The 12,913-nt window shown below is 69.0% G+C and carries 14 protein-coding genes and 1 tRNA gene; 9 read left to right on the top strand and 6 right to left on the bottom strand.

Going from position 1 to position 12,913, the window contains the following annotated elements:
• Positions 1–21 precede the first annotated feature (21 nt).
• Positions 22–933 (top strand): cation diffusion facilitator family transporter, encoded by a 912-nt coding sequence (locus tag Q9R08_RS04785; protein ID WP_308866718.1) that lies wholly within the window; start codon positions 22–24, stop codon positions 931–933.
• Between the two features lie 58 nt (positions 934–991).
• Here the strand turns inward: Q9R08_RS04785 and Q9R08_RS04790 are convergent, their stop codons facing one another.
• Entirely contained in the window at positions 992–3,610 is a 2,619-nt protein-coding gene (locus Q9R08_RS04790; protein WP_308866719.1) for an ATP-dependent DNA ligase, read from the bottom strand.
• A 71-nt stretch (positions 3,611–3,681) separates the two neighbouring features.
• Here Q9R08_RS04790 and ku point away from each other — a divergent pair, with 71 nt between their 5' ends.
• Complete coding sequence (gene ku, locus Q9R08_RS04795; protein WP_308866720.1) at positions 3,682–4,605, top strand: non-homologous end joining protein Ku; 924 nt, start codon at positions 3,682–3,684, stop codon at positions 4,603–4,605.
• Positions 4,606–4,632: 27 nt separating this feature from the next.
• On the opposite strand, the gene Q9R08_RS04800 is transcribed toward ku, so the two are convergent.
• The 3 genes from Q9R08_RS04800 to Q9R08_RS04810 all read right to left on the bottom strand — a co-directional run bounded on the left by Q9R08_RS04800 (position 4,633) and on the right by Q9R08_RS04810 (position 5,821).
• Entirely contained in the window at positions 4,633–5,418 is a 786-nt protein-coding gene (locus Q9R08_RS04800; protein ID WP_308866721.1) for a DedA family protein, read from the bottom strand.
• A gap of 44 nt (positions 5,419–5,462) precedes the next feature.
• Positions 5,463–5,544, bottom strand: a tRNA-Leu gene (locus Q9R08_RS04805).
• A 70-nt stretch (positions 5,545–5,614) separates the two neighbouring features.
• Positions 5,615–5,821 (bottom strand): PLDc N-terminal domain-containing protein, encoded by a 207-nt coding sequence (locus tag Q9R08_RS04810; RefSeq protein WP_308866722.1) that lies wholly within the window; start codon positions 5,819–5,821, stop codon positions 5,615–5,617.
• 105 nt (positions 5,822–5,926) lie between these two features.
• Here Q9R08_RS04810 and Q9R08_RS04815 point away from each other — a divergent pair, with 105 nt between their 5' ends.
• From Q9R08_RS04815 to Q9R08_RS04845, 7 genes are all read left to right on the top strand, one after another.
• Complete coding sequence (locus tag Q9R08_RS04815) at positions 5,927–7,075, top strand: TadA family conjugal transfer-associated ATPase (protein WP_308866723.1); 1,149 nt, start codon at positions 5,927–5,929, stop codon at positions 7,073–7,075.
• Positions 7,072–7,932: a type II secretion system F family protein gene (locus Q9R08_RS04820; protein ID WP_308866724.1), complete on the top strand. Its 861-nt coding sequence runs from the start codon at positions 7,072–7,074 to the stop codon at positions 7,930–7,932. The genes Q9R08_RS04815 and Q9R08_RS04820 overlap by 4 nt, the downstream gene beginning before the upstream one ends.
• Positions 7,929–8,795, top strand: coding sequence for a type II secretion system F family protein (locus Q9R08_RS04825; RefSeq protein ID WP_308866726.1), 867 nt, complete (start codon positions 7,929–7,931; stop codon positions 8,793–8,795). Before Q9R08_RS04820 ends, Q9R08_RS04825 begins: the two co-directional genes overlap by 4 nt.
• Before the next feature lie 169 nt (positions 8,796–8,964).
• Complete coding sequence (locus Q9R08_RS04830; RefSeq protein WP_308866727.1) at positions 8,965–9,669, top strand: hypothetical protein; 705 nt, start codon at positions 8,965–8,967, stop codon at positions 9,667–9,669.
• 108 nt (positions 9,670–9,777) lie between these two features.
• Positions 9,778–10,239, top strand: a complete 462-nt coding sequence (locus tag Q9R08_RS04835) for a helix-turn-helix domain-containing protein (protein WP_308866728.1) — start codon at positions 9,778–9,780, stop codon at positions 10,237–10,239.
• 502 nt (positions 10,240–10,741) lie between these two features.
• Positions 10,742–11,581: a hypothetical protein gene (locus Q9R08_RS04840; RefSeq protein WP_308866729.1), complete on the top strand. Its 840-nt coding sequence runs from the start codon at positions 10,742–10,744 to the stop codon at positions 11,579–11,581.
• Between the two features lie 4 nt (positions 11,582–11,585).
• A complete protein-coding gene (locus Q9R08_RS04845) occupies positions 11,586–12,164 on the top strand; it encodes a hypothetical protein (protein WP_308866730.1) in 579 nt (192 codons plus the stop codon).
• 45 nt (positions 12,165–12,209) lie between these two features.
• On the opposite strand, the gene Q9R08_RS04850 is transcribed toward Q9R08_RS04845, so the two are convergent.
• Positions 12,210–12,560: a hypothetical protein gene (locus Q9R08_RS04850; protein ID WP_308866731.1), complete on the bottom strand. Its 351-nt coding sequence runs from the start codon at positions 12,558–12,560 to the stop codon at positions 12,210–12,212.
• A 101-nt stretch (positions 12,561–12,661) separates the two neighbouring features.
• Entirely contained in the window at positions 12,662–12,898 is a 237-nt protein-coding gene (locus Q9R08_RS04855) for a hypothetical protein (protein WP_308866732.1), read from the bottom strand.
• Positions 12,899–12,913 lie beyond the last annotated feature (15 nt).

Genomic DNA, 12,913 nt, shown 5'->3' on the forward strand with positions numbered 1-12,913 from the left:
GCCCGGGCTTAGCCTGGGCGCATGCACGATCACGCGCCGACCGGGATACGCGGGGCCGGCAATCGCCGTCTCCTCGCGATCTCGCTCGCGATCACCTCCACCGTGATGGTGGTGCAGATCGTCGGCGCGGTGCTGTCGGGATCCCTCGCGCTCTTCGCGGACGCGGCCCACATGTTCACGGATGCCGCGGCCCTCGTGATCGCGCTCGTTGCGAGCACCGTCGCCGCGCGACCGGCCAACGACCGCCGCACGTTCGGTTATCAGCGCGCGGAGGTGTTCGGCGCCCTCGTCAACGCCATCATCCTCATCGTGCTCTCGGCGTGGGTCGCGTTCGAAGGCATCTCCCGGCTGATGAATCCCGGTGACGCCGAGATCGCCGGCGGTCTCATGCTGGTGATCGCCGTCGTCGGGCTCGTGGCGAACGCGGTCGCGATGTGGCTGCTCAGCGGGGCACAGCGGCACAGCATCAACGTGCGCGGTGCCTATCTCGAGGTGCTCGGAGACCTCTTCGGCTCGGCCGCCGTGATCGTCGCGGCGATCGTCGTCATCACGACGGGGTGGGATCAGGCCGACGCGATCGCGTCGCTGCTCATCGCGGCGATGATCGTGCCGCGCGCGATCGGGCTGCTCCGCGAGGTCGTGTCGGTGCTCGCCGAGTCGGCACCCGCGGGCACGCACGTCACGGAGATCCGCGACCACATCCTCGCCACGCCCGGTGTCGTCGACGTGCACGATGTCCACGTGTGGCAGCTGACCCGCGGTGCACCGGTGTTCACCGCCCATGTCGTGGTCGACGACGCGGCGCTCGCCGACGGCCGGGCGGCCGGCATCCTCAGCGGCCTGCAGAGCTGTCTGTCGCAGCACTTCGATGTCGAGCACTCGACGTTCCAGCTCGAGCCCGCCGGTCACGTCGAGCACGACGCGCACGCCTGATCCCTTCGTCCCGCCGGCGGCATTCCGCGACCGGGACCGTGCCCAGGCGCGAGGCCGTTCAGTCCTCGCGGCGCACCTCGTCGGCACTCTTGTCAGGCCGGAGGCCGCGCCACCGCGGGTGTCGGAGGATGCCGCCGGGGGTGAACTCGCCGTACTCGACTTCGCCGACCAGCTCGGGCCGCACCCACAGGGCATCGCGGGCGTCGAGCGGAGGCACACCCACGAGCGGGTTGGCGTCGGTGCGCAGCGGCAGCAGCTTCTTCATGAGGGTCGCGAGGGTCGAGTCGCTGAAGCCGGAGCCGACGCGCCCCGCATAGCGCAGGCCCTCCTCGTCGGGGATGCCGAGCAGCAAGGATCCGAAGGTGTTGCTGCGGCCGCCCTTCCCGGGGCGGATGCCCGCGATCACCACTTCCTGCGTGCGGGTGATCTTGACCTTCAGCCATGACTCGGACCTGCCTCCGCGCAGGTACCGGGAGTCGGGATCCTTGACGACGATCCCCTCGAGGCGCAGCTGCACGCTCGTGTCGAGGGCCGCATCGACGTCGTCGAACACCGGCGGGATGACGACCGCGTCGACGGATGCCGCCGCCACCGCTTCGAGCACGTCGCGCCGTTCGCTCAGGGGAAGGTCGGAGAGGTCGTCGCCATCGTGCGAGAGGGCGTCGAACAGGTAATAGCGCACCGGCGTCCGCCGGGCCTCTCGGGCGATGTCGCCCGCGCGCTCGAGGTTCATGCGAGTCTGCAGCAGCGGGAAGCTGGGACGACCATCGGGTTCGAGGGCGACGAGCTCGCCGTCGAGCACCGCCGGCTCGTCGCCGAGCCCGGCGTCCACCGCGGTCAGCTCGGGATACCGGTGGGTCACCTCGTTGCCGCTCCGGGCGAAGAGCCGCAGCCGATGACCGTCCCACACGCCGACGGCGCGGATCCCGTCCCACTTCATCTCGACCCACGCTGGTTCGCCCCAGCGCTCCGAGGCGGCGCGGGCGACGGCGGGGGTCGCGGTCGTCGACAGCATCGGACGCAGTTCCTCGCCCAGCGGGAGCGGCGTCCGAGAGGGATCGGCGCCGGAGCCGCCGTCGCCGAGATCACGTGTTCTGTCGCGGGCGGGACGATCCGCGCCGGACCGCCCTGCCTGCGCGGGTTCACCTGTTCCGGATGCCGCCGGCGCCGGCTCCGCGGCGTGAGACGGGCGTCGTTCGTGCCCGGCGCGGGGCGCCGGCCGCGGCTCGTCGGCCTGGGGGGAGGGCTCGACGACGATGCCGTCGGGCTGCGGTCGGCCGTCGGCATCCGTCTTCATGCGGTGCAGCAGCCAGCTCGACTTCTCGCCTTCGCCCCCGGTGCGGATGAGCGCGAGGCGCACGCGGCCGAGCGGCCCACCCGGCCGCCCCTCGAGGGTCGCGATGATCTCGTCGTCCCGCCACTTCTCGAGGTCGTATCGCCCGTCGTCCCAGATCGTCACCGTGCCGCCGCCGTACTCGCCCGCGGGGATCGTGCCCTCGAAGGACCCGTATTCCATCGGGTGGTCCTCGGTCATGACGGCGAGGTTGTTCCGCTTGTAGGAGTGCGGGACGCCACGGGGGACCGCCCAGCTCACCAGCACGCCGTCGTGCTCGAGCCGGAAGTCCCAGTGCAGGCGGCTCGCGTGATGCTCCTGGATCACGAAGCGCGGCCGTTCGCCCGACGGGGTGGCGCCGAGCGGATTGGCGGGCACCGGCTCGGGAGTGCGCTGAGCGCTGCGCTTGGAGATGTAGGCCGACAGGGGGCCGGACTCGGCCTCGCGTCCGCCGGCGTGAAAGCCGAGCGCCGCCATCGGATCGCCGATCGTCTCGATCCGCTCGAGCACCTCGGTGAAATCGAGGTGGCGCAGCTGCGGGTCGGCGAGCTCATCCCACGTGCGCGGCGCGGCGACCGTGGGGTGGGCGCGGCCGCGCAGCGAGTAGGGCGCGATCGTCGTCTTCGACCCGTTGTTCTGACTCCAGTCGATGAGCACCTTGCCGTGGCGCTCGCTCTTCTTCATGCTGCTGACGACGAGGTCGCGGTGATCGGCCTCGATCGCACGGGCGAGCTCGTTCGCGAGCGCGGACGCCTGCTCGGTCGACTGGCCGGGCGGTAGCGCGGTGTACAGGTGGATGCCCTTGCTGCCACTCGTCACCGGGTAGGGCTCGAGTCCCATGCCGACCAGGATGCCGCGTGCCCATCCGGCGACCACGGCGCACTCCGGCAGGCCCACGCCGGGACCGGGATCGAGGTCGAGCACGAGCCGGTCGGCGGGGCCGCGGCCGCCGTCGGGGGCGAAACGCCACTGCGGCACGTGTAGCTCGAGGCTCGCCACCTGCGCGAGGTAGACGAGCGTCGGGATGTCGCCCACCAGCGGATACTCCTTGGTGCCGGTCGAGTGGGGGATCGGCATCCGCCTCACCCAGGACGGAGCACCGCGTTCGAGATCCTTCGCGAAGAAGACCATGCCGGGGTCGTCCTCGGTGCCGACGCCATCCGGCCAGCGCTTGCGGGTCACCGGACGACCGATGACGTGGGGGATCAGCACCTCGCCGATGCGCGAGTAGTAGTCGATGACCTCGCCCTTGGTGGTGCCCGTCTCGGGGTAGAGCACCTTGTCGAGGTTCGTGATGCGCAGGCGCCGGCCGCCGATGCGCACGAGCTGCTCCTCTCCCGCCATGGCGACAGAGTATCGGCGACGAGCGGCGCAAGGGGTGGCCCGGTGTCGGCGCACTGGTGTTCACTGGTGTGGTGAGAGCGATCTGGAAGGGTGCACTGACGTTCGGACTCGTCAACGTGCCGGTGAAGGTGTACTCGGCGACAGAGGACCACGACGTCTCCCTGCATCAGGTGCACAACAAGGACGGCGGTCGCATCCGCTATCAGCGGGTGTGCGAGGTCGACGGCGAGGTGGTGCCGTACTCCGACATCGACAAGGCGTACGACGACGGCGAGCGGACGGTCGTCCTCACCAAGGACGACCTGGCCTCGCTCCCGGCGGAGAAGAGTCGCGAGATCGACGTGGTCGAGTTCGTGCCGAGCGAGCAGATCGATCTCCTGACGCTCGATCGCGCGTACTACCTCGAACCGGATTCCGCGTCGCCCAAGGCGTACGTGCTGCTGCGCAAGACGCTGGAACAGACGGACCGGACCGCGATCGTGCGGTTCTCGCTGCGTCAGAAGACCCGGCTGGCGGCGTTGCGTGTACGTGGCGACGTCCTCGTGCTGCAGACCCTGCTCTGGGCCGACGAGGTGCGCGAAGCGGCGTTCCCGGCACTGGATGAGAGCGTGCGGATCTCGGCCAAGGAGCTCGAGCTGTCGGCATCCCTCGTCGAGAGCTTCTCGAGCGACTTCGATCCCGAGGAATTCACCGACGAGTACCAGCAGGAGCTGCGCACCCTCATCGAGGCCAAGCTCGAGAAGGGCGACGCGCTGGACACGTCCGAGACCTTCGGCGAGCAGGAGGAAGAGGCCGGCGGCGAGGTCATCGACCTCATGGCGGCGCTGCGTGCCAGCGTCGAGAAGTCGCGGGCGGCCCGTGAAGGCGGCGGATCGAAGGCGTCGGCCAAGAAGGATGCCGCAACCGACGAGAAGCCGGCGGCGAAGGCATCCGCCAAGAAGCCCGCCGCGAAGTCGACGGCGAAGAAGCCCGCCGCCAAGAAGAAGGCCTCCTGACGGCCCGAGCCGCGGCGCTCCGTCGGGTCAGGCCCGCGGGGAGCCACCCTCGTGGTGCTCGGGTCCGCGGTCGAACACCTCGGGATCCAGCACGAGCGCCTCGGCCTCGCCGTGGTCGGTGACGACATCCTCACCTGCTGCGGCGGCCTTCTTGGCCATGCTGCGCTCGCGGAAGTAGTGCCACAGCGTCACGATCGCCGTGCCGCCGACAGCGGCGAGCAGGATCAGGTCGATGTAGTTCTCGACGAACGTGGCGACCGGCGGGATGAACCCGATCGCGTAGCCGAACATCGTGAGGCCGAAGCCCCACAGCACCGCGCCGATGAAGTTGTAGAGCGTGTACTTCCACTTGTTCATGTGCCCGACGCCGGCGGCGACGGGGGCGAAGGTGCGGACGATCGGCACGAAGCGGGCGAGGATGATGGTCAGTCCGCCGAACCGCTCGAAGAACGCGTTCGTGCGCTCGACGTTCTTGACGCTGAACAGACCGGACTCCTTCTTCTCGAAGACCGCCGGGCCGCCCTTGTGGCCTATGTAGTAGCCCACCTCGCCACCGAGGAAGGCGGCGAGACCGATCAACAGCGCCACCCACCACACGCTGATGCCGAACACGCCGTTCGGTGCATACGACTGCGGATGCGACAGCAGGCCCGAGATGACGAGGAGCGTGTCGCCGGGCAGGAGGAATCCGATGAGCAGGCCCGTCTCGGCGAAGACGATGAAGCACACGGCGACGAGCGCCCAGGGGCCCGCCCATTCGATGATGGCGGCCGGATCCAGCCAGGGGATCAGCGCGGAAGGAACAGCGTGCACGGTGGTTTCCCGTCGTCAGTCGGCGGTTGATGCGAGAACTCGCGTGCGGAAGGTGGGACTTGAACCCACACGCCCGAAGGCACAGGAACCTAAATCCTGCGTGTCTGCCGATTTCACCACTCCCGCAAGTGGCTCTCAGTCTACTGAGGGGACTGGGGGTCGGCTGTGGGGCTGACCCCCCGTTTCGCGGCGGCGATCAGCGGCGGATGCCGAACAGGAAGTAGCTCGCCGGTCCGATCCAGTTGACGAGGATCGCGGGGATCCACGCCGCCTTCGGTCCGCGCACCTCTTCGGCGTCGCGGTGGGAGAGATCCCAGAACGCCAGGAACGCGAACGCAACCTGCACGAGGCCCAGAACGCCCAGGCCCGCCTTCGCCCCCGGGGCCAGTTCCGTCTTGGTCATCATCGTCGTCCTTTCATCGGTGCCTCCATCCTGCCCCGCGGGCGGGTCGACCGCATCTGTGGATAACTTTCGGCTGGCTCCGGGGCGAATTGCGAGGATGCTGACGTGACCTCCTCGACCGCTCCCGTCGCGACTCTCGTGGCTGAGCGGGTGCGCGAGAGACTGCGCGCGGAGCGGTCGGATCCGACCCGTGACCCGGAGTTCGCGGCTCAGGTCGCGCGAGCCGAGGTGCGGCGGCACAACGACTTCGCGCTCGCCCGTGGGTTGGCGACCGTGGACGACGAGACGGCTTGCGTGCGGGAGGTGCTCGCCGCCGTCGCCGGCTTCGGCCCGTTGCAGGCGTACCTCGACGATCCGAGCGTCGAGGAGGTCTGGATCAACGCTCCCGATCGCATCTTCGTCGCGCGGGCGGGCGTCGCAGAGCGCGTTCCGCTGATGCTGACCGACACCGCCGTCCGGGACCTCGTCGAGCGGATGCTGCAGTCCAGCGGCCGCCGCGTCGACCTGAGCCAGCCCTTCGTCGACGCGTCGCTGCCCGACGGAAGCCGCCTGCACGTCGTGATTCCCGACATCACGCGGCGGCACTGGGCGGTGAACATCCGCAAGTTCCTTCCGGCGTACCGCGACCTCGGGCGCCTGGTCGCCGCGGGCTCGATCGCTCCCGAGGCCGCGGCCCTGCTGCGCGACGCGATGTTGGCCGGGCAGTCGGTGCTCGTCTCGGGTGCGACGCACGCCGGCAAGACGACGCTGCTAGGCGCGCTCATCGCGGCGTGCCCGCCGGAGCATCGCATCGTGACGGTGGAGGAGACGTTCGAGCTCGCTGTTGCGGCACCCGACCTCGTCTCACTGCAGGGACGCCAGCCCAGCCTCGAAGGGACCGGGGAGGTCACGCTGCGGCGCCTCGTCAAGGAGGCTCTCCGCATGCGCCCCGACCGTCTGGTCGTGGGAGAGGTGCGCGACGCCGAGGCGCTGGACCTCCTGCTGGCGCTCAACACCGGCGTGCCGGGAGCGGCGACGATCCACGCGAACTCCGCGCGCGAGGCGCTCGGCAAGCTCGCCGCGCTGCCGCTGCTCGCGGGGCGCAACATCGACGCGAGCTTCGTGCAGCCGGCCGTCGCGGCATCCGTCCACCTGGTCGCGCACTGCGAGCGCGGTGCTGCGGGCGGGCGCCGCGTCGTGGAGATCGTCGCGCCGACCGGCGTCGCGGATTCCGTCATCAGCGCTCGCACCCTTTACCGGGCGGACGCACCGTGACCTTCGTCTGGGGTGCGGTGCTGGCCGCCGGGCTCCTGCTGGTGCTGTCACCGTGGTTGTGGCCCGCGGACGCCCGCCGCCGCCCCGGAGCGGCGCGCCGTGGGCGGATCGCCCGCCTGCTCGAAGACGCGGGGATGCCGCGCGCCTCGGTCTCCTCGGTCACGGTGGTGGCCGCTGTATGCGCCGTGGTCGCGGCTGCGATCGCGTGGCTCGTGGCACCCGTCGCCGCGCTCGCACTCGTCGCCGCGGCCGCGGGCGCCATCGCTCCATTCGCGTGGCTGCGTGCGCGCCGCTCGAAACTGCTGCGCACGCGGCGGGGGCTCTGGCCCGACGTGTGCGATCTGCTCATCGCGTCGGTGCGGGCCGGGATGTCGCTTCCCGATGCGGTGGCGAGCCTCGCCGACTCGGCGCCCGCCGAGCTCCGGCCGGCGTTCGCCGGGTTCGCCCGCGACATGTCGGCGTCGGGTCACTTCGACTCCAGCATCCATCGACTCAAGATCAGCCTCGCCGATCCCGTCGCCGACCGCATCGTCGAGACGCTGCGGATGGCACGGCAGGTGGGCGGCACCGAGCTCACCTCCGTTCTGCGGGCACTCGCCGGATCCGTGCGCGCGGACGCCGCCCTGCGTGCCGAGGTCGAATCGCGGCAGTCGTGGATCCGCGGAGCGGCGGTGCTCGGCGTCGTCGCACCGTGGGTGATCCTGGCGCTGCTGGCTATGCGTCCGGAGGGAGCCCGTGCGTACGGGAGCCCGGGCGGCATCGCCCTGATCCTGATCGGTGCGGCGGTGTCGTTGGTCGCCTACCGGCTCATGATCCGGCTGGGCCGCCTTCCCGAACCGCGGAGGTGGTTCGGGTGATCGCGACCAGGATGAGCGACCTCGCCTTCGCCGTCGTGCTCGGCACCGCGCTCGGTGTGGGCGTCTGCCTGCTCATCTCGCTCGCGCCGCGATGGGGTGCCCCGAGCCTGGCCCGGCGGATCGCGCCCTACATCCGCGACGTCACGGACCCGCGCGGCCTCGATGTCGTGGCGCCGGGCGGGTCGCCGTTCGACTGGTCGGCATTCGCCCACGGCCGGCTCGCGCGGCTGGCCGGCGGCGACGCCGTGCTCATGCGGCGCCTGCACCGTGCGGCGTGGACGATCGACGCCGCACGATTCCGCAGTCGTCAGCTCGGCTGGGCCATCGTGGGCCTCGGAGTCGGCGGCGGTGTCGCCGTGGTCCTCGTGCTCGCCGGACGCGGATCGCCGGTGCTCGGGCTCGTGCCGCCCGTCGCGGCGGTCGCCGCCGCGCTCGCCTACGACGCCTGGCTCACCCACGCCGCCCAGGCCCGCGCCGCGCGCATCGAGGAGGAGCTTCCGACGGTGCTGGAATTCCTCGCCCTCTGCCTGTCGGCAGGCGAGGGAATCCTCGACTCGCTCCGGCGCGTGAGCGAGGTCGGCGCGGGCGAGCTCACCAGCGAACTGCGGGGGGTCGTGATCGCCGTCGGCACCGGCTCGCCGCTGTCCGAGGCGCTCACGCGGCTGGCCGCGGGGCTCGAGATCCCGGCGCTGACCCGTGCCATCGACCAGCTCGTAGCCGCCATCGAACGCGGCGCGCCGCTCGCGCATGTGCTCCAGGCGCAGGCGCTCGACGCGCGTGAGGATGCCAAGCGCGCACTCATCGAACGCGCGGGCCGGAAGGAGATCTACATGCTCCTCCCGGCTCGGCCGGCTTGCGTCTGACGCGCCCGCCGCACTTCCGCGCTTCCCATTCACCCTCCCCGTGGAGGTGGCCGCTTAGGCGTGCCGACGAACTCTCGTCGGCCGACCGGACGGCGAGTCACCCAGGGCCCCGCCCACCCAGGATCGCGAGATCCACCCAGGACGCGGCCCGCCCAGATTGGAGAAACCAATGGCAATCAACACCACCCCGTACGTTCAGGCTTTCCTGACGTTCCGGCGCTCGCTCTCGCAGGCGGCGGACTACCAGAACCCGAACTACACGAACAGCGCGATCCACCGCGAGCGCTTCAAGCGGATCATGGACGCTCGTGCGGCCCTGCAGGCGCTGATCCCGACCGCCCCCGAGGCGAACCCCGACACGGGTATCGCGAAGGTGCTCGACGGGCTCGCGCCCAAGAACGCCGACGATGTGGCACTGCAGGAAGCCGAGTGGCGGAAGGTCCAGACGCTGCTGGACGCCGGTCGCTCGCTGGAGGTCATCATCAAGCAGGCGAACCCGGTCCGTCTCGCGGCGATCGGGCAGTGGATCGAGGTCTCGCCCCAGGCCCTGCAGTCGGCCGACCCCGAGGGCGTGGTCGCCGAGGTCCGCGAGCTGGTGTTCCAGCAGCTGGTCGAGGCGGGCGTGCCGGCGGCGGTCCATGCGCGCGACGTGACGGCGGACGCGAACGTCCTGTCGGCCTGGCGTGACGTCCTGACGGAGGCACTTGAGGGTGCCGCCTCGCTCGGGGCGCTGTCGCGCCTCGCCCGGGTCGACGTGGAGGGTTACCGGGCGCTCAACCTGGACGAGACGCTCCAGCGCGATGTCGAGATCGACCACGAGGTTCAGCGGATCGACGGCCTGTTCCTCCGCTCGGACGCGGTGCGCGCGCGCTGATCCGATCGGCGGGCGGTAGGGGTTACAGGCTCCTGCCGCCCGCCCACCACCGAAGGAGGGGAAGTGATGAAGTCAGGCGTGAAGGCATCGGCTGAGGTCGAGGAGCGGGTGCGCGCGCTGGTCCGTGAGGGGCAGACGCGCGGTCAGGTAGCGAGAGCCGTGGGCGTACACCCGTCGACCATTTCCCGGATCGTCCGCGACACCGAGGGCCTGGACTTCGCCCGCACCGGTCAGGGGTCGTCCGGGACGCCCGAGGCCATGGCGAAGGCTCGGGGTGTGCAGAGCGAGTACGCCCGCAACCGTCGTGCGGCGTTGTCGAATCGGATCCTCGACGCGACCGAGAAGACGCTCGACCTGCTCGAGGCATGCGCGGACCCTCGGAATCGGCAGTTCCTGAGTCAGGCGCTTCGGAACCACACGGCCGCATACGCGGACCTGACGGTGAACGACGCCAAGGCGGCACCGGACATGACCATGGTCGTGTCGGTGATCGAGCAGTTCAGTATCAACGCTCAGCGGCTTGCCGACGAAGTGCTCCCGGAACCGCGCCCGGGGCTGATCCAGGAGTAGCCGCTCCGCGCCGCTCCGGCGACCTGAGACCCCCGCACCCCTCTCCCAGGGGGTCCGGGGGTCTCTCGTATTAAGGAGGGGGTGCGGGAGGCCGCGCCGGGGTGTCGGAAGCCGTCAGCGCCCCACCCAGCGCGCGGGACTAGTGGCCACGACCACCTACCAATGCGCCGACCATTATCTATTTCACTGCCAACCCGACCCTGACGCTCCTTGCTGGTGCCCAGACTCCAAGATGCAGCTTGAATGCTCAGTACCTACCTCGAACGACAGTCGCGCTATGTTGATTAATGGTATCTGATCAGGACTTTAGAGATGGATCTGGTCTTGGACGCAAACATTACAGGCTCTGGCAGTTCAACCCAGCCACGGTTCTTGAGCAAACTCTCAGGAAGATTTGTGGCGTGTTCCTTGAGTTTGCGCGGATTGATACCGGATACTTCTGAGTGTGGAGGCCGAAGGCATGGACTTCCATGTTCAGCAGTAAGCCGACAAGGAGTGTTCCATGATCCCGATGAAGACCATCGTCGATGACCTCGACAAGTTGACCGCGTACCTGCGCCCGAGTTTCGGGTGGGTCTCGCTCGCCAAGGTGAAGTCGAACCTGGAGAAGGTCAGCGACAATCGCAAGATCGAGGCCGCGCGGTGGCTCGGTCTGATCAGCCGCGACGGGCAGAACGTCGAAATCACCGACGCCGGTCGGAAGTACGCCTCTGCCCAGGACTTCACCGAGAAGTCGAAGGTCATGTTGTCTCTCATGGCACAGGCCCCCCTCTATGCGCAGACGCTGGAGTGGATGTACTTCACGAACAAGTCCGACCCCACCAAGACCGACGTGGGCGACCAGTGGTACCGCCACTACTCCGACCTGCTCGAAGGCGCGCAGGGTGCCGCCCTCGGGGACGGCGTCATCGTGTTCATGCGTGTCGCAGAGGCAGCCGGACTGGGCAAGTTCATCACCGCGGGCAAGAACCGTCCTGAGACCTACTTCAAGGGCGAGCGGGCCGCGATTGAGAACTTCTACAACACCTACCTGGTCGGCAAGAAGCACGAAGACGACGAGGACAGCAGCGAAGACGACGCGGAGTACGAGGACCAGGGGAACTCCGGAGAGTCCGCCGCCCAGACCGCGCCCGCGAACATCCGCAACGGCAACGCCGGCGGCAGGCAGGGCGGAACCACCGGCACCCAGCAGGTGACCTTGCAGACGAGCCCGGCGATCCACATCAACCTCGAGATCCACATCGCCGCCGATGCCACGGCTGAGACCGTCGCGGAGATCTTCAAGAACATGCGCAAGTACGTCCTCAACGACGGTCCCGCAGAAGCCGTCGAAGGTGAGTAGCCGAATGCCGAGTCTCGCCTCGCTCGCCGAGTTCCAGCGCCTGCACGCCTTGCCGGTGAAGGACTCGGCAGTCGAGGCCCCCGCACTGGCACTTCACTCGCTCCGGGAAGCGGCGGCATCCGCGCCGACCGACTATCAGGACTACCTCGACGAGGCAGTGCGCTGCTACGAGGGCGGCATGTACCGCGCCGCCGTTCTTATGGTGTGGTCGGCTTGCATCCAGCACCTGTTCTCGGTCATCGACGGCCACCGGGGCGGGATCAAGGCGATGGAGAAGGCCAACCATGCCCGCTATGGCACGTCCAACGCGTACCGGAGGATCCGCAAGACCGACGACTTGCTGTACCTCAAGGAGTCGTCGGTACTCCAGATCGCGGAGGACGCCGGGCTAATCAATCGCAACGCACGCGCCCTCCTCGATGAGCGCCTGACCCTGCGAAACCTGTGCGGTCACCCGACCCGATACAGGCCCGGGCGGGATGAAACGGTGATCTTCATTGAGTCTCTGGTCCTCAACATCATCGGCGGCACGATGGTGAACTGGCAGGGCGATGCGGCGACCGCTGCTCCCAGAAGCGCTTGAAGTTGTAAATCGGACTGACGCCCGACGAACAGCTACCGAGCCGACCTACTGAGGCCCGTACTTCTCCGCGTCAGAGGGCGGGCGCACCTCTTGGTCAAGCTCCACGGCATCCGACCACACCCAAGTCGTGTACTCCTTACCACCAGCGGTGAACTTCACGCCGACCGCCTTCGGAGTCCAGCGGCACGCGAAGCCGCGCACGCGCACTGCTTCGCCGTAGAACCGAACCCACGCGAGTACCGGCTTGGGCTCGGGGTCGATAGTCAGCTGCTCACGGTCGAGGGCGAGCTCCGCGGCGCTGAGGGACTGCAGACCGCCCTTGGCGGCGATGGTTGCGAGGATCCGCTCGTCCATCTGCCTGTCGATCCTGTCGGCGTAGCGTCTGTTCGTCCCCACCCGACCGGTTCCCCTTCCTCCGGCCTGAAACCAGGGTACCGGTGTTCGGAGATTTGTTCGATTCGCGACATGATGGCAGGTCGGGCACCCGACCCGCCGACTCAAGGTGACGGGCCACGTCCACCGATCGCGAACTCGCGGATGAACCTACGCAATTCCTTGTCCGACGCCCCGCGAGAGCGCAACATGCGCTCCCAGACGGCACACTCCAGCGAGCGCAAGAAGCGCTGTACGTGGTGTCCGAGCTGCAGCGTCTTAATCAACCAGGCGATGAAGCCGAGCCATGCCCCGAGGGGCGCTGAGTTGGTGAGGGTTTCGAAGATCTGATTCATGTCCATGGGTTATCTATACGG

The organism is Microbacterium psychrotolerans (assembly GCF_031085295.1).
Taxonomy (GTDB): Bacteria; Actinomycetota; Actinomycetes; order Actinomycetales; family Microbacteriaceae; genus Microbacterium; species Microbacterium psychrotolerans.

What these genes read in the sequence shown, in the direction of transcription:
- Q9R08_RS04810 (WP_308866722.1), bottom strand. Translation starts at nt 5,821, where the DNA reads ATGACCAAGACGGAACTGGCCCCGGGGGCGAAGGCGGGCCTGGGCGTT.
- Q9R08_RS04790 (WP_308866719.1), bottom strand. Translation starts at nt 3,610, where the DNA reads ATGGCGGGAGAGGAGCAGCTCGTGCGCATCGGCGGCCGGCGCCTGCGC.
- Q9R08_RS04855 (WP_308866732.1), bottom strand. Translation starts at nt 12,898, where the DNA reads ATGGACATGAATCAGATCTTCGAAACCCTCACCAACTCAGCGCCCCTC.
- Q9R08_RS04785 (WP_308866718.1), top strand. Translation starts at nt 22, where the DNA reads ATGCACGATCACGCGCCGACCGGGATACGCGGGGCCGGCAATCGCCGT.
- Q9R08_RS04845 (WP_308866730.1), top strand. Translation starts at nt 11,586, where the DNA reads ATGCCGAGTCTCGCCTCGCTCGCCGAGTTCCAGCGCCTGCACGCCTTG.
- Q9R08_RS04830 (WP_308866727.1), top strand. Translation starts at nt 8,965, where the DNA reads ATGGCAATCAACACCACCCCGTACGTTCAGGCTTTCCTGACGTTCCGG.
- Q9R08_RS04840 (WP_308866729.1), top strand. Translation starts at nt 10,742, where the DNA reads ATGATCCCGATGAAGACCATCGTCGATGACCTCGACAAGTTGACCGCG.